The sequence below is a fragment of the Pseudomonas sp. EL_65y_Pfl1_R83 genome, from assembly GCF_963970695.1.
GTDB lineage: Bacteria > Pseudomonadota > Gammaproteobacteria > Pseudomonadales > Pseudomonadaceae > Aquipseudomonas > Aquipseudomonas tritici.
Window position 1 is genome coordinate 110,036 of record NZ_CAXAQI010000013.1, and the last position, 19,299, is coordinate 129,334.

Sequence of the window (19,299 nt, forward strand, 5' to 3'; positions counted from 1 at the left end):
CACGAATCGCGGGAATTGAGAGCACCATAGGTTGCGCCGCTGCAAGCTTCAAGCTGTAAGCGGCAAGTTAGAAGCAAGTCTGCTCTTACTTGCCGCTTGAAGCTTAAATCTAGTCGCTGCGTTTACGCACCAGCTTCATCACCACCACAAAAAACACCGGCACAAACACCACCGCCAGTGTCGCGGTGATCATCCCGCCGATCACGCCTGTACCAATCGCCTGCTGACTGGCCGAGCTGGCACCTGTTGCAATCGCCAGCGGCACCACGCCGAGGATGAACGCCAGCGACGTCATGATGATCGGGCGCAAGCGCAACCGCGCGGCTTTCAACGTGGCGCTGATCAGGTCTTCACCCTGGTCATACAGGTCCTTGGCGAACTCGATGATCAGAATCGCGTTCTTCGCCGACAGGCCAATGATGGTGATCAAGCCGACCTTGAAGAACACATCGTTGGGCATGCCGCGCAAGCTCACCGCCAACACGGCACCGAGTACGCCCAACGGCACCACTAGCAATACCGAGGTCGGGATCGACCAGCTTTCATACAGCGCCGCCAGGCACAGGAACACAATCAGCAGCGACAGACCCAGCAGTATCGGTGCCTGGGAGCCGGACAGGCGTTCCTGCAACGACAAACCGGTCCATTCCTGGCCCAGGCCGGCCGGCAATTGGCTGACCAGGCGCTGGATTTCATCCATCGCCTCACCGGTACTGTGGCCGGGTGCGGCTTCGCCGGAAATCGCAATGGCCGGGTAGCCGTTGTAGCGCGTCAACTGCGCCGGGCCCTGGGTCCACTTGGCTTCGACAAAGGCCGACAGCGGCACCATCTTGCCGGCGTTGTTGCGCACGTGGATCTTCATCAGATCCGCCACCTGGCTGCGCTGGTCGCCTTCGGCCTGCACCACCACCCGTTGCATGCGGCCCTGGTTGGGGAAGTCATTGATATAAGCCGAGCCGATGGCCGAGGACAGCACGTTGCCCACGTCTGCAAAGGCCACGCCCAGCGCGTTGGCTTGCTTGCGGTCGACTTCCAGCTGCACTTGCGGTGCTTCTGCCAGGGCGCTTTCGCGCACGTTGGCCAGGATCGGGCTTTTCTCGGCGGCGGCCAGCAATTGCGTTCGCGCGGCCATCAACGCGGCATGGCCGACACCGCCCCGGTCTTGCAAGCGGAACTCGAAGCCGCTGGATGTGCCGAGGCCATCCACCGGCGGCGGCAGGACCGCATAGGCAATCGCGTCCTTGAGCTCGGTAAAGGCCATGTTGGCGCGGTCGGCAATCGACGCGGCGGAGTCATCGCTGCCGCGCTCCGACCAATCCTTGAGCGTGGTAAACGCCAGCGCGGCGTTCTGCCCAGAACCGGAGAAACTGAAGCCCATGATCATGGTGGTATCGCCCACCCCAGGCTCCTCGGCGTTGTGCGCTTCGATCTGTTCGGCAACCTGCACCGTGCGGTTCTTGCTCGCGCCCGGTGGCAGTTGGATGTCTGTGATCGTGTAACCCTGGTCTTCCACCGGCAGGAACGAGGAGGGCAGGCGCGTGAACATCCACCCCAGGCTCACCAGCAGCACCAGGTAAATCAGCAGGTAACGGCCGCTGCGCTTGAGGGCATAGGCCACCCAGCCTTCGTAGCGGTCGGTGAGGCTTTCAAAACGCTGGTTGAACCAGCCGAAGAAACCGCCTTTGGTAGTGTGCTCATCCTTGGCGATCGGCTTGAGCAAGGTGGCGCACAAGGCCGGGGTCAAGGTCAGGGCGAGGAACGCCGAGAACAGGATCGATACCGCCATCGACAACGAGAACTGCTGGTAGATCACCCCCACCGAACCCGCCATAAAGGCCATTGGCAGGAACACCGCCACCAGCACCAGGGTAATGCCGATGATGGCGCCGGTGATCTGGCCCATGGCCTTGCGCGTCGCTTCCTTGGGCGACAGCCCCTCTGTGACCATGATCCGCTCGACGTTCTCCACCACCACAATCGCGTCGTCCACCAGGATACCGATGGCCAACACCATGCCGAACATGGTCAGCACGTTGATCGAGAACCCCAGCAACAACATGGTGGCGAAGGTGCCCATCAGCGCAATCGGCACCACCAGCGTCGGGATCAGGGTGTAGCGCACGTTCTGCAGGAACAAAAACATCACCGCGAACACCAGCGCCATCGCTTCGAGCAGGGTGTAGACCACTTTGGTGATCGAGACTTTGACGAACGGCGAGGTGTCGTACGGGATCTTGTACTCAACATTGGCCGGGAAGTAGCGCGACAGTTCGTCCATCTTTGCCCGCACCAGGGTTGCGGTGTTCAGCGCATTGGCGCCAGGTGCCAGCTGCACGCTGACCGCTGTCGACGGTTTGCCATTCAGGCGCGTGGAGAACTGGTATTCCTGGCTGCCGACTTCCACCCGCGCCACATCGCCGATGCGCACGGTGGAACCGTCGGGATTGGCCTTGAGCACAATATCGGCGAACTCGGCCGGCGTGGACAGCTGGCCCTTGACCAGGATCGCGGCAGTGATTTCCTGGGTGTTGGTGCCCGGCAAGTCACCGATGCTGCCCGCGGATACCTGGGCGTTTTGCGCGCTGATCGCGGCGTTCACATCGGCCGGGGTCAGGTTGAAACCGATCAGCTTCTGCGGGTCGATCCAGATCCGCATGGCACGTTCGGCGCCATACAGCTGGGCCTTGCCCACACCGTCGAGGCGCTTGAGTTCGTTCATCACGTTGCGCGCCAGGTAATCGCTGAGCGCTACATCATTAAGCTTGCCGTCGCTGGAGGTGAGGGTCACCAGCAACAGGAAGCCTGCGGAGACTTTCTCCACCTGCAAGCCTTGCTGGGTCACCGCTTGCGGCAGGCGCGGCTCGACCGCTTTCAGGCGGTTCTGCACATCCACCTGGGCCATTTCCGGGTTGGTGCCCGGCTGGAAGGTCGCGGTGATGGTCGCCGAACCCAAGCTGCTCTGGGACTCGAAATACAGCAGGTGATCGGCGCCGTTGAGCTCTTGCTCGATCAGGCTGACCACGCTCTCATCCAGGGTCTGGGCCGAAGCGCCGGGGTATACCGCGTAGATTTCGACTTTCGGCGGCGCGACGTTGGGGTACTGCGCCACCGGCAGTTGCGGGATTGCCAGCAAACCGGCAAGCAGGATAAACAGAGCGACCACCCAGGCGAAGATCGGGCGGTCAATAAAAAACTGCGGCATTGTCAATGATCCTTATTGGCCGGGAGCCTGGGCGACGGGCGTCGGGCTGTCATCTACTTCGACTTTTTCACCGGGGCGCGCGTGTTGCAGGCCTTCGACGACGATGCGGTCACCGGGCTTGAGGCCACTGCTGACAATCCAGCGATCATTGATCACCGCGCCCAGCTCTACGGGCTGCTGGCTGACGGTCTGCTCGGCGTCCAACAGCAGCACCATCGGGATGCCAGCGCTGTCACGGGTAATGGCGCGTTGCGGCACGCTGAGGCCTTGCTTGTCGATGGCTTGCTCCAGGCGCACCCGCACAAAGCTGCCGGGCAGCAGGTCGAGGTCCGGGTTGGGGAATTCACTGCGCAGGATGATCTGGCCGGTGCCAGGGTCGACGCTGATCTCGGCAAACAGCAATTTGCCCGGCAACGGGTAGAGGCTGCCGTCGTCCTCGATCAACGTGGCCTTGGCCTGGTCCTGGCCGACCTGCTTCAAGCTGCCGGCGCGGAAGGCGCGGCGCAGGTCATTCAGCTCGCGGTTGGACTGGGTGAGGTCGGCGTAGATCGGGTCCAATTGCTGGATGATCGCCAGCGGCGTGGCCTCATTCTGGCCGACCAGGGCGCCCTCGGTCACCAGCGCACGGCCGATACGCCCAGAAATCGGCGCGGTCACAGTGGCGTAGCCCAGGTTCAATTTGGCCCGCTCGACGGCCGCCTTGTTGGCGGCGACGTCGGCGTTCGTCTGGCGCACGGCGGCGCGAGCATTGTCGTAGTCCTGGCCGCTGATGGCGTTGCCTTCCACCAATTGGCTGTAGCGCTGCTCTTGCAGGCGCGCCTGGAAGGCATTCGCCTCGGCTTTGCTCAGGTTGGCCTGGGCGCTGTCGAGGTCGGCCTTGAAGGGCGCCGGGTCAATGCGAAACAGCACATCACCCTGTTTCACGTCACGACCTTCCTTGAACACCCGCTGCGTCACCACACCCGCGACCCGTGCGCGCACTTCAGCGATACGCGGCGCGGCAATGCGCCCGCTCAGTTCGCTGGTGATCGACAGGGGCTTGGCTTCAAGGGTTTCGATGCGCACTTTGGCCAGGGGCATTTGCGGCGCTTCGGTGGCGGAGTTGTCACACGCGCTAAGGGCAAGGGTGAGGGCCAGCAGGCAAAACGGCGCAAACAGATTCTTCGACATGCTCTTATCCCAATATTGACTGGCGCATCCTAAAGTCACCCGCGCCGTGGTGCTGTGAAGCTGTGTAGCGCGTCTGTGAAGAAATGTAAGGTGCGGCGCGTTGTGAGCGTTGGGCGTATATCCTTGCACAGCCCTACATACGCCGAAGATCCAATGTGGGAGCGAGCAAGCCCGCTCCCACATTGGATTTATGTACGACCAATAAATGTATTTTCTGGAAACACCTTCATGCCCAACATCCTCCTGGTGGAAGACGACGCCGCACTCTCCGAGCTGATTGCCAGCTACCTGGAGCGCAATGGCTACCACGTCAGCGTGCTCAGTCGTGGCGACCATGTGCGTGAGCGCGCACGCTTGAATCCGCCGGACCTGGTGATCCTCGATCTGATGCTGCCCGGCCTCGACGGCCTGCAAGTATGCCGCTTGCTGCGCGCCGACTCGGCGGGCTTGCCGATCCTGATGCTCACGGCGCGGGATGACAGCCACGATCAGGTGCTGGGCCTGGAAATGGGCGCCGACGACTACGTGACCAAACCCTGTGAACCGCGCGTGCTACTGGCCCGTGTCCGCACTTTACTGCGGCGCAGCAGCTTGTCCGAACCCCAGGCGGCCAACGACCAGATCGTCATGGGCAACCTGTGCATCGACCTGTCGGAGCGCACCGTGACCTGGCGCGAGCAGGCGGTGGAGTTGTCCAGCGGCGAATACAACCTGCTGGTGGTGCTGGCCCGGCATGCCGGCGAGGTGCTCAGCCGCGACCAGATCCTGCAACGCCTGCGCGGTATCGAGTTCAACGGCACCGACCGTTCGGTGGACGTGGCCATTTCCAAGCTGCGCCGCAAGTTTGACGACAACGCCGGTGAAGCGCGCAAGATCAAGACGGTGTGGGGCAAAGGCTACCTGTTCAGCCGTTCCGAGTGGGAATGCTGATCGATGGTTCGCGTACTGTTTCGCCTCTATCTGATCACCATCGTCACCTACAGTGCAGCGATTTACCTCGTGCCCACGCTGGTGATCCAGCTGTTCGAGCACCGCTACGTGAATTACAACATCGAGCAGACCCGCGGCCAGCAAAAGCTGATTGTCAAACAATACCTGCGCGCACCTGTGGAGCGCTGGTCACAGGTCACCGACCAACTGGGCCGCGAATTCGCGCCACTCAACGTTCAATTGCTGCTGCGCCAGGACGCCAGCTACACCCCGGCTGAGGAACAGCTATTGGAACAGGGCAAGTCGGTAGTGCGCCTGGGCGAATGGGGCTGGATGGAGCAAATCAGCACTCCGATCAATGAGCAATTTGTGGTCAAGCTGACGATACCGCCTGACCCGATGGACATGAACGTGCTGTATTGGGCGATCAACGTGTTGATTGTTGCGGCGCTGCTGGCCTGCCTATTGGTGTGGCTGCGTCCGCACTGGCGCGACCTGGAACGCCTGAAAAGCACCGCGGGGCAATTGGGCCAGGGCAATATGGCGGAACGCACGCGCATTCCGGCCAGCTCCAGTATCGGCAGCCTGGCTTCGGTGTTCGACACCATGGCCGACGACATCGAACACCTGCTCAATCAGCAACGCGACCTGCTCAACGCCGTCTCCCATGAATTGCGCACGCCGCTCACGCGCCTGGATTTCGGCCTGGCCCTGGCGCTCTCCGAAGACTTGCCCGAGGCCAGCCGCGAACGCTTGCAAAGCCTGGTGGCGCATATCCGCGAGCTGGATGAACTGGTGCTGGAACTGCTGTCCTACAGCCGCCTGCAAAACCCGGCGCAATTGCCGGAGCGGGTGGAGGTGGTGCTCGACGAGTTTATCGACAGCGTGCTGGGCAGTGTCGATGACGAACTGGAAAACCCCGAGATCGTCATCGATGTAGCGCTCGACTGCGCCGTGGAGCGCTTCAGCCTCGATCCGCGCCTCACCGCCCGCGCGCTGCAGAACCTGCTGCGCAATGCCACGCGTTACTGCGACAAACGCATTCAGGTCGGCGTGAAGGTCTGCCCCAAGGGCTGTGAAATCTGGGTGGACGACGACGGCATCGGCATCCCGCCGGACCAGCGCGACCGCATCTTCGAGCCGTTCTACCGCCTGGACCGCAGCCGTGACCGCGCCACCGGTGGTTTTGGCCTGGGCCTGGCCATCAGCCGACGCGCCCTGGAAGCCCAGGGCGGCACCTTGACGGCATTGGCTTCGCCGCTGGGCGGTGCACGCTTTCGCGTGTGGTTGCCCAGCGTCGCCTGATCAGAGCACCTTGACCGCGCGGCCAATCGCCTGGATCGGCCCGGTGGGTTTGCCGGTCGGCGAGCCGCGCGGGTCTTCCAGGGTCAGTTCGAACAGCTGGTTCTGCGTAAGCGGCGGCAGCTTGTCCAGCGGCACCGACAGCGTTTGCCCGGGTTTGACCAGCCCCAGGGATACCGGCCCCTGCCAACCGTCACCCTTGGTCCAGAACTGCAGAGCCTTGTCCGTTGGCACTTCCATCACGCCCAGCGGGATCAACTGAATCTGCTGATTGTCACTGGCCTGGATCACCCAGCCCGGGGCCTGGCTTTGCGGCGCCACCAGCACCACCACAAAAGTCGGCTCGGCGGTGGGCGGGCGGGTCAGCAGCAGTCCGGCGAGGACCAGCGTAGTCAGCAACCCGGCGCCGGCCAGGCCGCGCCACACGGCCAGCAGGTCCCACCAGTGCGTGCGGGCGCTGGCGATGTTGCGTTCGATACGCCGCCACAACTCAGAGGAGGGTGGCACGGGCTGCGCCAAGGCGGTCAGCGGCAACAGACGCTGTTCCCAGGCGTCCACTGCGGCGCGTAATTCGGCGTCGTGCATGAGCCGTTGTTCCACCTCGGCGCGTTGTTCGGCGGGCAGGGTGCCCAGTACGTATTCGCTGGCCAGTTCGTCCAGTGGGTTGCTCATGCCATGCACTCCCGCAGCGCCGCGAGGCTACGTTTGATCCAGGCTTTGACGGTCCCCAGTGGGGTGTCCAGTTTCTGGGCGATTTCGCTGTGGGAATAACCGTCGACGTAGGCATGCAGGATGCAGGTGCGACGGGCCGGGTCGAGCTGCTCCAGGCAGAGGTGAACCCGCCCGGTGCGTGCGCTGAATTCAAAGGTGTCGGTTGCAGCGACTTGCTCGTGTTCTTCGCCCAACGGTACTTCGCGGTACTGGTTACGCACAACGTTGAGCGCCACGTGCCGGGTCACGCTGAACACCCAGCCACGCGCCGAACCGCGACTGGGGTCGAAACTGCCGGCACCGCGCCAGATCTTGATAAACGCGTCATGCACGATGTCTTCTGCCAGGGACTTGTCCCTGGCGATGCGCAACGCCACGCCGAGCAAACGGCTGCTGTCCTGCTCATAGAGCTGGCGCAAGGCGCGTTGATCGCCACGGGCGCAGGATTGCAGACAGGCTTCGTAATCAAACACGTGGTGCTCCCCCCAACGATCGGCATTGGGGGCAGCGTAGCCGACTTTGCTCAGTTGGCCGCCCAGAAAATGTAGTCGGCCTGGTACTTCACCACTTCCTGCTTGCCCTTGTTGGCCGCCGTGCACGCGCTGCTCGGTGCCACGCCGCCTTTGAGGGCAACCCGCTGGATGTAACTCACGCCGCTCATCGCGCCCTTGCCTTCAGCCGGGTTGGCCTTGACCAATTGGTACGGCAGGTTGCCCGCACCCGACGGCGCCACGGCCAACTGAGTGCCGGTGATTTTTGAACCGTCCTTGGCTTGCCAGGTGGCAGGCGGGCCGAAATAGGTGCCGACTTGCTCGCCGCTGCGGTCATTCAACACGGCCTTGGGGCCGACGAAGGTCCACTCGGTCTGGCCGGCGGCGTTGGCTTTGTCGCGGCACTCGTAAGTGATTTCGCCGACACCGGTAGTTTCCAGCGCTACCTTGTGGCCGTCCGGTACCTTGATGCTGTCCGGCAAGCCGGTCTGGGCGAAGGCAGCGGGTGCGGCAGCCAGCAGGGTGGTGAGGCAGAACAGTGCTTTAGCGTTCATGGGTGTTTCTCCATTTCAGTAAAACAGCGGGGTGACTGAAAGGACTACCCAGGGTGCTCAGGATTGGATGCACGGATTAGAAAATAAATGTTTGAGGGCGCACACTGTGCCCCCGCTTTACCCCTGAGGAGAGATTGGCAATGACGGGTGTCCACGCGTCTGCTCAACAAGGTTTCTCCACCCAGGCCGTCACTTACGCCCAGGGCCGGCCGAATTATCCCAGGCAACTCACTGGCTGGCTCACGCAAACCCTGCGCATTGATGCCCAGTCGACAGTGATTGACCTAGGTGCCGGCACCGGCAAATTCACGCGCTTGCTCAGCACCCTGGCGCCAACGCTGATTGCCGTCGAGCCGCTGGCGGCGATGGGCGCGCAACTGGCTAAGCTGCTACCGGGCGTGCGCCTGGTGAACGGCACTGCCGAAGCCATCCCCCTGGCGTCCGCCAGCGCCGATGCACTGGTCTGTGCGCAAGCCTTCCATTGGTTCTCTACCGAGGCCGCATTGGCGCAAATCCATCGCGTACTCAAGCCCGGAGGGCGCCTGGGGCTGGTCTGGAATGTACGCGACGAATCGGTGGGCTGGGTGGCGGCAATCACCGAAATAATCACACCGTACGAAGGCGACACCCCGCGCTTTCATAGCGGGCGTTGGCGTGAAGCTTTCACTGGCAAGTATTTTTCCGATCCTGAAGTCACCTGTTTTTCGTACAGCCACGTCGGCAGCCCCCAGGAAGTGGTCATGGATCGCTTTCTGTCAGTGAGCTTTATCGCGGCGCTCCCAGCCGCAGAAAAGGCCAGCGTTACCGCGCAATTGCGCACCTTGATCGACACCCATCCCGACTTGCGCGGGCGGGACACCATCGCCTTCCCGTATCAGACCCAGGCCTATGCCTGTCATCGGCTGCCATAAAAGGCATAAAGTCAGATCATATTGATATAAGTCGTTATAAGAAAAATCGCTATCCTGCGGCCAGAAATTTACAAGGCCGCAGGTAGCGTTGATGGAAGTGGGTAATGTTGGTTTTGTGATTGCCGGCCTGATCGTAGGTTTTATCGTGGGCATGACGGGGGTGGGTGGGGGCTCGTTGATGACCCCGATCCTGCTGTGGTTTGGCATCAACCCGGCGACGGCCGTGGGTACCGACTTGTTGTACGCCGCCATCACAAAGTCCGGTGGGGTGCTGGTGCACAGCAAGAACAAGAACATCGACTGGACCATCACCGGTTGGCTGACCCTGGGCAGCGTGCCTGCGGTGTTGCTGACCCTGTGGTTCCTGGCCAGCCTGCACACCGACCCCAGCGCGATGAACGCGGTGATCAAGCAAGCCCTCGGTGTGGTGTTGCTGCTGACGGCCCTGGCGATTCTGTTCAAGAAAAGCCTGTTGGCTTTTGCCCAGCGGCATGCCGGTGATGACTATCACATGAGCCCGCGCAACCTGAACATGCTGACGGTGGTGACCGGCGCTGTTCTGGGCACCATGGTTGCCCTGACCTCCATCGGCGCGGGTGCTCTGGGGACTGTGGCGTTGTTTATTCTGTACCCGTTCCTGGCCACGCGGCGGCTGGTGGGGACCGAGATCGCCCACGCCGTGCCTTTGACCCTGGTGGCGGGGTTGGGGCATGCCAGCATGGGGAACATGGACTGGCATTTGTTGGGTTTTTTGTTGATGGGGTCGTTGCCGGGGATTTACGTGGGCAGCCATATGACGGGCAAGCTGCCGGACGGGGTATTGCGGCCGTGCTTGGCGATTATGTTGATGGCGATTGGTTACAAGCTCGCGTTCTGATTTTTGCTGGGCGGCGATGGGGGGTATCGCCGTTATTTGGGTAACGGCTACTTAGGGTTCCGCTCTTACAGCGGGTCACGTTGGAAAAGCCGGAATGCCGGCCCAGCCCAAAGTAACCAAAGGGCTCTTGCCCCAACACTCGGCGCCCTTAAAGCCGACCGGTATTCAAAGCCGGACTCGGTCAAACTGTGGGCGCTGGCTTGCCTGTGATGGCATCACCCCGCCGTAAGGGCGGAACCCTCCGCCATCACCCAAATAACGGATATACCCCCTACCAAAACCGCGACTCAACCCCGGCCCGGGCCATTCCCAATCTGCCAAACAAACGGCGGCTCAGCCCCATTGATCACCCAGTCCCCCACAACCCGCGCCTTATAGATCACCGGATTATGCGACGACACCGTCCGCGCATTACGCCAATGCCGATCCAGCGCTTTACCCTGACGCACATCCGAAGCCCCCAGTGCGTTGAACAATTCACTGGTAGCCCGCTGGATCAACGCCGACACCACCACCTGAGCCGTCGCCGATTCAATCTCGGCGGCCACATTGGCTTCACGCTCCACGGCATCATCCCCTCCAAACCGCGCCAAGTACGCCCTCTGCGCCGGTAGCGTGGCTTTCAACGCACTCGCCTCGGCGGCATAGACCAACGCTGCCACGTCTCCCACCACCTGCTGAACCTGTGCGTCCTGGCTGACATGGGCCGCATTGCCATGGCTGTAGATCCGCTGGCGGCTGCGCACCTGATGCGCCACATCCCTCAGCGCTGCGCGTCCAATACCGGCCAGGCTGGCGAGCAGAACAAGCTGATAGAAGGCGGTCTGGTATTTGAACCGGCTGGAAAAGTCGATAACGTTTTCCGCCTCCACCACCGCCTCGGTAAAGCGCGACGTGCCGCTGCCCGTGGTGCGCTGGCCAAAGCCGTCCCAGTCGTCGCTGTGCACCACGCCAAGCTGGCGAGCGCGGGTGGCCGCGATCACATCGCCGCCGGTGTCGCTGCGTTGGGCGTACACATCGATCCAGTCGGCGAAAATGCTGCCGGTGCTGTAGAACTTTTCGCCGTTGAGTTTCCAAGTGTCACCGTCGGGGCTGACTTGGGTGACTACATCGCCGATGGCCACCTTACCGATTTCGGTCCAGGCGCAGCCGACGATATCGCCTTCCACAAAGCGCTTGAACCACAGGTCACGGCCAGCACTGGGGGGCGCGTTCAGGCGGTCTTCGGCAAAGGCGAAATGCCCGCGCAGGGCCTGGGGCACGTTGGAGTCGGCTTCGGCCAGCTCGATCAGCAATTCGAACAACTGCGGCAGGGAAGCACCACCACCGCCGTATTCCACCGGCACCCGTACCGCGCCAAAACCGGCCTCTTTGAGCCACTGGATGGGGTCATGGGGCAGGGTGCGCGTGTGTTCGCGCTCTACCGCGCCATCGGCGATGCGCTGGAAGATCGGTCGGAATCGCGCGGCTAACGTGGGGTAGTCGACGCCAATGGACAGTGGGTTGATGACGTGGTGGTCGCTCATGGGCAAGGTTCCTGGGCAGTGATCAGTACCGGGGTGATTGCACACTCCGTGCCGGGTGCCGGCGCCCGTATTTGCTGAAAAAAGCCCTGATGCACTGTTGCCCTGGCAACAGCTGATCGACAAACCTGCGCAATCCGCAACATCGGCCTCTGCCCCCAGCATTGGCGGCAACCCCCTTGGCCTGGGCGTTTCCCCGGCCTGGCACGCTTGCTGCTCAAGCGTTCGGTACATCCTTTTGTGCGAGGTACCGATTGATGAGTCAGCAAGCCGTGAAATTTGCCTATTGGGTGCCCAACGTCAGTGGTGGGTTAGTGGTCAGCAAGATCGAGCAACGTACCGATTGGGGTATCGACTACAACCGCAGACTGGCGCAACTGGCCGAAGCCGCGGGCTTCGAGTATGGCCTGACCCAGATCCGCTTCACCGCCGGCTACGGCGCCGAGAACCAGCACGAATCCGTGGCGTTCAGCCATGCGCTGCTGGCCGCGACCACCACACTCAAAGTGATCGCCGCGATCCTGCCCGGCCCGTGGCAGCCGGCGCTGGCGGCCAAGCAACTGGCGACCATCGACCAGCTCACCAACGGCCGTATCGCGGTAAATATCGTCAGCGGTTGGTTCAAGGGCGAGTTCCAGGCCATCGGCGAGCACTGGCTGGAGCACGATGAGCGCTATCGCCGCTCCGAAGAATTCATTCGCGCCCTCAAAGGCATCTGGACCCAGGACGATTTCACCTTCAAGGGCGACTTTTACCGCTTCAACAATTACACCCTCAAGCCCAAGCCCATCGGTCAGCCGGAGGTGTTTCAGGGCGGCAGTTCACGGGCGGCGCGGGACATGGCCGCGCGGGTCTCGGACTGGTACTTCACCAATGGCAATACCCCAGAAGGCATCAAGGCCCAGGTCGATGACATCCGCGCCAAGGCAGCGGCGAATAACCATTCGGTCAAGGTCGGCGTCAACGCTTTCGTGATCGCCCGTGACACTGAGGAAGAAGCCCGCGCGGTGCTGGCGGAGATCATCGACAAGGCCGACCCGGAAGCGGTGAATGCCTTTGGCGACGCGGCCAAACAGGCCGGCAAGGCTTCACCCGAAGGCGAGGGCAACTGGGCCAAGTCCAGCTTTGAAGACCTTGTGCAGTACAACGACGGCTTCAAAACCGACCTGATCGGCACCCCGCAGCAGATCGCCGAACGCATCATTGCGCTCAAGGCGGTCGGTGTGGACCTGGTGCTCGCGGGGTTCCTGCACTTCCAGCAAGAAGTCGAGTACTTCGGCAAACGCGTGTTGCCTTTGGTGCGCGAGCTGGAGGCCAAGGCTGCACTCAAGCAGGTGGCTTAACGGATCCTTCAGGGTACGCAGGCTTTTGTAATGAGCGGGCTGCCGCGCGCTGGGCCGCAGTGTGGTCTTCGTAATAGTCGTTGGTCAGCGCAAATCGCCGGTAACCCTTGCGTTCATACAGAACCAGGGCTGGTGACCCGGCGATGATCCAGCGTTTTGAGCTGACCGATGGCAAGCGCCGCCCGTTTGGTTCAGGAGGGGGGTTGAAGGGTCAGGACTTCGAAGCCATTCGCTGTCACCGCCACGGTATGTTCCCACTGCGCTGACAGGCTGTTGTCCTTGGTCACCACGGTCCAGCCATCCTTCAGGCTGCGCACTTTACTGCTGCCCTGGTTGAGCATCGGCTCAATGGTAAACACCATGCCTTCGCGCAGTTCCAACCCGGTGCCGGGGCGGCCGAAGTGCAGGATCTGCGGTTCTTCATGCATCTGCCGACCAATGCCGTGGCCGCAGTACTCGCGGACCACTCTGTAGCCGTTGGCTTGCGCGTGGCTCTGGATGGCATGGCCGATATCGCCCAGGCGGGCGCCGGGCTTGACCTGGCGGATGCCGGCCCACATGGCCTCAAAGGTCATTTCCACCAAGCGCCGGGCTTTGGGGGCGACGGTGCCGATCATATACATCTTGCTGGAGTCGGCGATAAAACCGCCTTTTTCCAGGGTGACGTCGATGTTGATGATGTCGCCGTCCTTGAGAATCTCCTTGGCGCTGGGCATGCCGTGGCACACCACCTCGTTGATCGACGTGTTGATGGAGAAGGGGTAGTCATACTGGCCAAGGCTGGCAGGGCGGGCCTTGAGCTCATGGCGAATGAAGGCTTCGACGGCGCTGTCCAGCTCCAGGGTAGAGCGGCCGGCGGCGACAAAACCGTCGAGCATGCAGAAGACCTGTGCCAGCAGGCGTCCGGCTTCACGCATCACGGCCAGTTGCGGGGCAGTCTTGATCATCAAGTGCGCCCCCGTATCAGGTCGGGCTTGTCGAGCAACAGTTTGTTGATCAACGCGTTGTAGGGCAGGTTGGGGTTGAGTTCGGCAAGCAGGCCGATCTTGATCCAGAACTCGGCCTGGGCGTTGATGGAGCGGTCCATCGCGGCGCTGGCCAGGCGCAGTTGTTCGTGCAGTTGGTCGGTGATCTTGACGATGCCCATGATGTTCACTGTGCGGTATGAATATACAAAGCGTATACGTTTCGTATATCCATCGTAAAGCCCCGGATGCTAAATGGTGCTTCATCATTGACGAAGTCACGGGCCGCCGGTTAGTTTCGTCACATGACCTTTCAAACCGTGTGCAGCCAGCAGAACATTATTATTACCGCCATTCCTCATTTGGCGGGATAGCGCACGGCTGTACCCATACCCGCCCTAGAGGCGGGTTTTGTTTTTCCGTCTCCCGGGCCCTTTACAAGAAGCCAGGAGATACCTATGAGCACCTGTACCGCGCCTCACACCGCCGACCCGGGCCTGCTTGAACACTATGTGAAGAAGATTCTCGCCGCCCCGGTGTATGACTTGGCGGTGCGTACGCCCTTGCAGGCCGCCCCGGCGTTGTCAGCGTTGTTGGGTAACCAGGTGCTACTCAAGCGTGAAGACCTGCAACCGACCTTTTCCTTCAAAATCCGTGGCGCCTACAACAAGTTGGTGCAGCTCACGCCTGAGCAAAAGGCGCGTGGCGTGATCACGGCCTCCGCAGGCAATCATGCTCAGGGCGTAGCGCTGGCAGCAAAGGCGTTGGGGATCCAGGCGCGGATCGTGATGCCGAGCACCACGCCGGAGTTGAAAGTAGTGGGCGTACGTTCACGGGGCGCCGAAGTGGTGCTGCACGGGGCGAATTTTCCCTTTGCCCTGGCCCACGCGCTGCAGTTGGCCGAGTCATCCGGGTGCACCTTCGTTTCGCCTTTCGATGACCCGGAGGTGATCGCCGGCCAGGGCACCGTGGCCATGGAAATCCTGCGCCAGCAGCAAGGCTCGTTGGACGCGATCTTCGTGCCGGTTGGGGGCGGTGGCTTGATCGCCGGCGTGGCGGCCTACGTCAAATACCTGCGCCCCGAAGTGCGCATCATCGGCGTCGAGCCCGAGGGCTCCAGTTGCTTGTTGGCGGCGCTGCGGGCCGGTGAGCGGGTGGTGCTGCCCAGCGTTGACGGGTTCGCCGACGGCACGGCAGTGGCGCAGGTCGGCGCCTATGGGTTTGAAATCTGCCGGGACTGGGTGGATGAGGTCATCACCGTGAGTAATGACGAACTCTGCAGCGCAATTAAGCTGATCTACGACGATACGCGCTCTATCACCGAGCCTTCAGGCGCTTTGGCGGTAGCGGGGATTTGCAAGCACGTTGCTGAACGTGGCGTGCGCGGGCAGACGCTGGTGGCGATTAATTCTGGAGCCAATATCAACTTTGATAGTTTGCGATATGTTGCTGAAAGGGTGATCGCGCACGGTGCTGTCTTCCACAACGTAGCGGGTTAAACGTTTAATCGAAGCTGTTCGATGATTATTTAACAGCCTCTATAAGTTCAAGTTTTAGTTATATGAAATCGACGCCTGCTTATGAGGAATCGTTACAACGAGGTCGGATTTTGCCGAGTAGGCTTGGGTGTCATAAGCGTCTTCCAAGGTCGGTAAGGCGCGGCGAGCAGGCGCTCGCTGGATTCACAACAATCTGTTGGCAGTCGCAAGAAAGGAGAGGTTGACCATGCTTTCGGAATTAGAACTTCGCAGCATTATTGAAGGAAGTTTCCTGCCCAAACGGTGTGAATGCACCAAAGCCGAAGATGCTTCGCTGACGATCAAAGTCTATGACGACCGCGACCGTGATCGGGTGGATTTGGAAGTCAAAGGCATAAACGCTGACAAACTCGACAGCAGCCGAGCCCTCTGCAACCTGATCACCGGTTTGCGTGAAGACCTCAAGCACACCCAGGCACCCGTCCTGAAACAAGTGTCAGGGCGAAGCTACAACTAACGTGACGCCTGAGGTTGGACGACCGCAGACCTGTGGGCCTGGATAAACGCCAGGCCCAATACGGTTTCCGTTCCCACCGCCAGCAGAATGCCGGGTCCGGCATTGCCGTTTATCCATTCACTGAACCCCAGCGCCGCCAACACCAGGCATCCGGTGATAAAACCGGTGGTCATGGCGCGTCGCGTATGGGAGGGCGGTGCATAGCGAGCGAGATAAAACATCACGCCGATGGCCAGGAACAGCGCCGCGTTACGTCGGGCAACCAGGCCCGTGGGGCTGGTGTACTCCACGCTCCACAGCCACAACATCCATTCGGGGCGCAGGCCCCATATCAAGGCCAGGGCGAAGCAGAGCAAGGCGGTACAGAGGGCGAGCGTGTGAAAGCGCAGTTGCATGGCGAGTCCTTTCAGCCGTTTGACGAGCGCGCAAGGATATCCCGTGTTGACGCATTACGCCGCCCTTATCTGCAGCCTGCTCAGTTTAGGAACAGGCAAGCCTCGGACATTTTTTTGTAGCTCACGTCTTAGACTTTGCCCGCCTTATCCAAAAACTTGATATCGGCCTTGATGACTTTGCATTCGTCGGTCGGGGTTTCGTTCATCGCCAGGACCTTGTCGATATTCATCGGCATGCCGTACTGGTAAGGCGCGGGTTTGGCAGTGGCGGGTTGATCGTCGGCCTGGGCCAGGCCTGAGGCTGCGGCCAGCGCCAAAGCGCTGCCGAGCATTGAAGTGCGTAGTGTCATAGGGGGACTGCGCAAGTGGGTACGACTTGGCTGCCGACTTGCGGGATTAACCATCGATTAATGTTACTTGGCTGACAAAACCTTCATCAGAGCTGCTCGCGATACGGCAGGTCGGGCCCGGTCTTGGCACAGGTCAGGGCAGCGGCGCGAATGGCGAAACCCAGCATGGCATCAATCTGCGCGCGCGTGAGCTGTTGCAGGCCTTGCACTGAATCCAGCTGCTGCTCGGTCAGCCAGGCAATCAAGGCGGCCTGGAAGGTATCGCCGGCGCCCACCGTGTCGGCCATCACAACCTTGACTGCGGGTGCAGACCAGGTGCCATGCTGACGGCTGAATACGCTGGCGCCATCGCCACCGCGTGTCAGGAACACTAACTGACAACGATGTTGCAGCCAGCCCTGCAGCACGCTCTCGGGCGACTGGTCGGGGTAGAGCAGGTGCAGGTCTTCATCGCTGACCTTGATCAGGTCGGCATGCTTGGCCAGCTCGGCGACACGGTCGCGCCACAGTTGGATGTCCGGTTGCGGGTTGAGCCGCACGTTGGGGTCGAGGCTGATCAGGCGCTTGCCGCTTTCGCGTTTGACCAGGCTCAGCAGGGTGTCGCCAATCGGCTGCACCACCAGCGAGAAGGAGCCGATATGCAGGCCGCGAATGTCATCGCCCAACTCCGGCAGGTGGGCGATTTCCAACAATCGATCGGCACAGCCTTCGCCGCGGAAGTTGTACTGCGGTGAGCCATTGGCGCCGACGGCGACCATCGACAAGGTCGTCGGCGCGGCAAATTCCACCAGGAACTGCTCGCTCACGCCTTCATCCTTGAGCACCTGCAACAAGCGGCACCCCAGGAAGTCGCTGGATAAACCGCCAAACAGCCCGGCTTCGATACCCAGGCGACGCAACCCGACGGCGACGTTGAACGGCGAACCGCCGGCAATCGCCTTGTAATTGACCTTGGAAGCCTGCCCGCTGGCATCTTCTTCGCTGAAAAAATCAAACAGCGCTTCGCCACACACCAGATACATAGTCGTTCGCTCTTAAAGGGTTGCCACAAGCTGCTGATAGCGCTCGTATGCCTGTTGATAGGCGCTGACATTGGCCGCCACCGGGAGGGTCCGGCTGGCCGGGTCGACGCTCACGCATTTGTCGCACAGGCTGGCCAGGGGTTCGCCGGATTGACTCCACGCCGCCTGGATCGCCGCGCCCAGGGCTGCGGCTTCGCTTTGTTCAGTGCAGATCACTTCGGTGTTCATGATATCGGCGACCATCTGCCGCCACACAGGGCTTTTCGAACCGCCGCCGATCAGGCGGATGCTGTGGCTTTGCAGGCCGGTCTGGCGCAGCAGGTCGAGGCCGTAGCGCAGGCCGAAGGTGGTGCCCTCGACCACCGCGCGACACAGGTTAGCGCGGGTCAGGTTGGTCATGGTCAGGCCATGCAGGCTCCCCGTCGCGTGGGGCAGGGCGGGCACGCGTTCGCCGTTGAGGAAGGGCAGCATGCTCACGCCCTCGGCCCCGACAGGGGCGTGTTCGACCAACGCATTGAACGCGGCCAGGTCGAGGTCGAAGAGCTCGCGGATCACCCCGGTGGCATTGGTCAGGTTCATGGTGCAGATCAGTGGCAACCAGCCGCCGCTGGACGAGCAGAACGTGGCGACCGACGCCTGCGGGCTCACGTTAGGCTGGTCGGCGAACGCATACACGGTGCCCGACGAACCCAGGCTCATGGTGATCACGCCTGGGGCAATGTTGCCGGTGCCGATGGCGCCCATCATATTGTCGCCGCCGCCGCTCGAGACAATGGCGTTGGGGTTGATGCCCAGGCGTTCGGCGACAGCGGGCAAGAGAGTGCCGACGGGTTGATCGGCCTCGATCAGTTCCGGCAAGGCGTGTTCCAGGCGACCGCTCGGGTCGATGTGCTTGAGCAGCGCCACATCCCACTCACGGCTGCGCACGTTGAAATACCCCGTACCGGACGCATCGCCGTATTCCGCGACCGCGCGACCGGTCAGCCAGTAGTTGAGGTAGTCGTGAGGCAGCAGGATGTGCGCGATGCGCGCGAAAATGTCCGGATGCTGTTCGCGGGTCCACAGCAGCTTGGACACGGTGTAGCCCGGCGCAATCGCCACGCCGAGGCGTTCCAGCGAACCACTTTCGCCACCGAGGTGGTGCAGCAGGCGGTCGTTCTCCGACGCAGTTTCGGTGTCGCACCACAACTTGGCCGGGCGTAGCACCTGACCTTTCTCGTCCAGCAGCACCAGGCCATGTTGCTGGCCGGAAACACCGATGCCGAGGATGTCCTGGCCATCCACACCGGCCTGTTGCAGGGCGCGGTGGGTGGCTTCGGTGAAAGCGTCCAACCATTCCTGGGTGTGCTGTTCGCGACGGCCATTGGCGCCGCTGATCAGCGTGTGCGCCGCCGCGCCGAGGCCCAGCACCCTGCCGCTGGAGGCGTCGAGGACGATGGCTTTGGTGCCCTGGGTGCCGCAGTCGATGCCGAGAAACAGGTTTTGCTGGGTCATGAGGATTTGCTCAGCAGTATTATTTTTTGAATTGGAAACCCTATCAACTGTGTGTGTGGCTTGC

At 61.6% G+C, this 19,299-nt stretch carries 19 protein-coding genes; 7 read left to right on the plus strand and 12 right to left on the minus strand.

From position 1 onward, the window contains the following. Positions 1 to 109: 109 nt before the first annotated feature. Both AACY08_RS18980 and AACY08_RS18985 read right to left on the minus strand, forming a co-directional pair. Positions 110 to 3,202 carry an efflux RND transporter permease subunit gene (locus AACY08_RS18980; protein WP_339470867.1) on the minus strand — a complete coding sequence of 1,031 codons (3,093 nt, stop codon included), beginning with the start codon at positions 3,200 to 3,202 and terminating at the stop codon, positions 110 to 112. A 12-nt stretch (positions 3,203 to 3,214) separates the two neighbouring features. After that, the gene (locus tag AACY08_RS18985; protein ID WP_339470869.1) at positions 3,215 to 4,372 is read right to left on the minus strand and encodes an efflux RND transporter periplasmic adaptor subunit; all 1,158 of its coding nucleotides are present in this window, start codon (positions 4,370 to 4,372) and stop codon (positions 3,215 to 3,217) included. A gap of 228 nt (positions 4,373 to 4,600) precedes the next feature. Here AACY08_RS18985 and AACY08_RS18990 point away from each other — a divergent pair, with 228 nt between their 5' ends. Together AACY08_RS18990 and AACY08_RS18995 are read left to right on the plus strand one after the other, a co-directional pair. After that, on the plus strand, positions 4,601 to 5,302 hold the full coding sequence (locus AACY08_RS18990; protein ID WP_049708618.1) for a response regulator transcription factor: 702 nt from the start codon (positions 4,601 to 4,603) through the stop codon (positions 5,300 to 5,302). A gap of 3 nt (positions 5,303 to 5,305) precedes the next feature. Further along, the gene (locus AACY08_RS18995; protein WP_339438855.1) at positions 5,306 to 6,607 is read left to right on the plus strand and encodes an ATP-binding protein; all 1,302 of its coding nucleotides are present in this window, start codon (positions 5,306 to 5,308) and stop codon (positions 6,605 to 6,607) included. Here the strand turns inward: AACY08_RS18995 and AACY08_RS19000 are convergent, their stop codons facing one another. Genes AACY08_RS19000 through AACY08_RS19010 form a run of 3 tightly spaced genes read right to left on the minus strand, consistent with a single transcriptional unit; the run spans position 6,608 to position 8,360 of the window. Continuing rightward, entirely contained in the window at positions 6,608 to 7,276 is a 669-nt protein-coding gene (locus AACY08_RS19000) for an anti-sigma factor (protein ID WP_339470870.1), read from the minus strand. Beyond that, complete coding sequence (locus AACY08_RS19005) at positions 7,273 to 7,788, minus strand: sigma-70 family RNA polymerase sigma factor (RefSeq protein ID WP_339470871.1); 516 nt, start codon at positions 7,786 to 7,788, stop codon at positions 7,273 to 7,275. The genes AACY08_RS19000 and AACY08_RS19005 overlap by 4 nt, the downstream gene beginning before the upstream one ends. A 50-nt stretch (positions 7,789 to 7,838) precedes the next feature. Beyond that, positions 7,839 to 8,360, minus strand: a complete 522-nt coding sequence (locus AACY08_RS19010; RefSeq protein ID WP_339470873.1) for a DUF3455 domain-containing protein — start codon at positions 8,358 to 8,360, stop codon at positions 7,839 to 7,841. A gap of 140 nt (positions 8,361 to 8,500) precedes the next feature. Here AACY08_RS19010 and AACY08_RS19015 point away from each other — a divergent pair, with 140 nt between their 5' ends. Both AACY08_RS19015 and AACY08_RS19020 read left to right on the plus strand, forming a co-directional pair. Further along, a complete protein-coding gene (locus AACY08_RS19015) occupies positions 8,501 to 9,271 on the plus strand; it encodes a class I SAM-dependent methyltransferase (RefSeq protein WP_339470874.1) in 771 nt (256 codons plus the stop codon). 91 nt (positions 9,272 to 9,362) lie between these two features. Next, entirely contained in the window at positions 9,363 to 10,148 is a 786-nt protein-coding gene (locus tag AACY08_RS19020) for a sulfite exporter TauE/SafE family protein (protein ID WP_339470875.1), read from the plus strand. A gap of 287 nt (positions 10,149 to 10,435) precedes the next feature. Here AACY08_RS19020 and AACY08_RS19025 read toward each other — a convergent pair whose 3' ends face one another. Further along, entirely contained in the window at positions 10,436 to 11,674 is a 1,239-nt protein-coding gene (locus AACY08_RS19025) for an acyl-CoA dehydrogenase family protein (protein ID WP_339470876.1), read from the minus strand. A gap of 254 nt (positions 11,675 to 11,928) precedes the next feature. Between AACY08_RS19025 and sfnG the strand changes: the two genes are divergently transcribed. Beyond that, positions 11,929 to 13,014 (plus strand): dimethylsulfone monooxygenase SfnG, encoded by a 1,086-nt coding sequence (gene sfnG / locus AACY08_RS19030; RefSeq protein WP_339470877.1) that lies wholly within the window; start codon positions 11,929 to 11,931, stop codon positions 13,012 to 13,014. A gap of 191 nt (positions 13,015 to 13,205) precedes the next feature. Here the strand turns inward: sfnG and map are convergent, their stop codons facing one another. Both map and AACY08_RS19040 read right to left on the minus strand, forming a co-directional pair. Next, positions 13,206 to 13,961 (minus strand): type I methionyl aminopeptidase, encoded by a 756-nt coding sequence (gene map / locus AACY08_RS19035; protein WP_339470878.1) that lies wholly within the window; start codon positions 13,959 to 13,961, stop codon positions 13,206 to 13,208. Next, positions 13,961 to 14,161, minus strand: coding sequence for a ParD-like family protein (locus AACY08_RS19040; protein WP_314570019.1), 201 nt, complete (start codon positions 14,159 to 14,161; stop codon positions 13,961 to 13,963). Before AACY08_RS19040 ends, map begins: the two co-directional genes overlap by 1 nt. A 276-nt stretch (positions 14,162 to 14,437) precedes the next feature. Between AACY08_RS19040 and ilvA the strand changes: the two genes are divergently transcribed. Both ilvA and AACY08_RS19050 read left to right on the plus strand, forming a co-directional pair. Further along, positions 14,438 to 15,478 carry a threonine ammonia-lyase, biosynthetic gene (gene ilvA / locus AACY08_RS19045; protein ID WP_339470880.1) on the plus strand — a complete coding sequence of 347 codons (1,041 nt, stop codon included), beginning with the start codon at positions 14,438 to 14,440 and terminating at the stop codon, positions 15,476 to 15,478. Between the two features lie 226 nt (positions 15,479 to 15,704). Then, entirely contained in the window at positions 15,705 to 15,974 is a 270-nt protein-coding gene (locus AACY08_RS19050) for a DUF1652 domain-containing protein (RefSeq protein WP_339470881.1), read from the plus strand. Here the strand turns inward: AACY08_RS19050 and AACY08_RS19055 are convergent. The 4 genes from AACY08_RS19055 to xylB form a co-directional block, all read right to left on the minus strand. Further along, a complete protein-coding gene (locus tag AACY08_RS19055; RefSeq protein WP_339470883.1) occupies positions 15,971 to 16,369 on the minus strand; it encodes a hypothetical protein in 399 nt (132 codons plus the stop codon). The genes AACY08_RS19050 and AACY08_RS19055 overlap by 4 nt on opposite strands. Positions 16,370 to 16,497: 128 nt before the next feature. Continuing rightward, on the minus strand, positions 16,498 to 16,719 hold the full coding sequence (locus AACY08_RS19060) for a DUF2790 domain-containing protein (RefSeq protein WP_339470885.1): 222 nt from the start codon (positions 16,717 to 16,719) through the stop codon (positions 16,498 to 16,500). A gap of 86 nt (positions 16,720 to 16,805) precedes the next feature. Then, complete coding sequence (locus AACY08_RS19065; protein WP_339470887.1) at positions 16,806 to 17,741, minus strand: carbohydrate kinase family protein; 936 nt, start codon at positions 17,739 to 17,741, stop codon at positions 16,806 to 16,808. A gap of 12 nt (positions 17,742 to 17,753) precedes the next feature. Further along, the gene (gene xylB / locus AACY08_RS19070) at positions 17,754 to 19,235 is read right to left on the minus strand and encodes a xylulokinase (protein WP_339470889.1); all 1,482 of its coding nucleotides are present in this window, start codon (positions 19,233 to 19,235) and stop codon (positions 17,754 to 17,756) included. Positions 19,236 to 19,299: the final 64 nt, after the last annotated feature.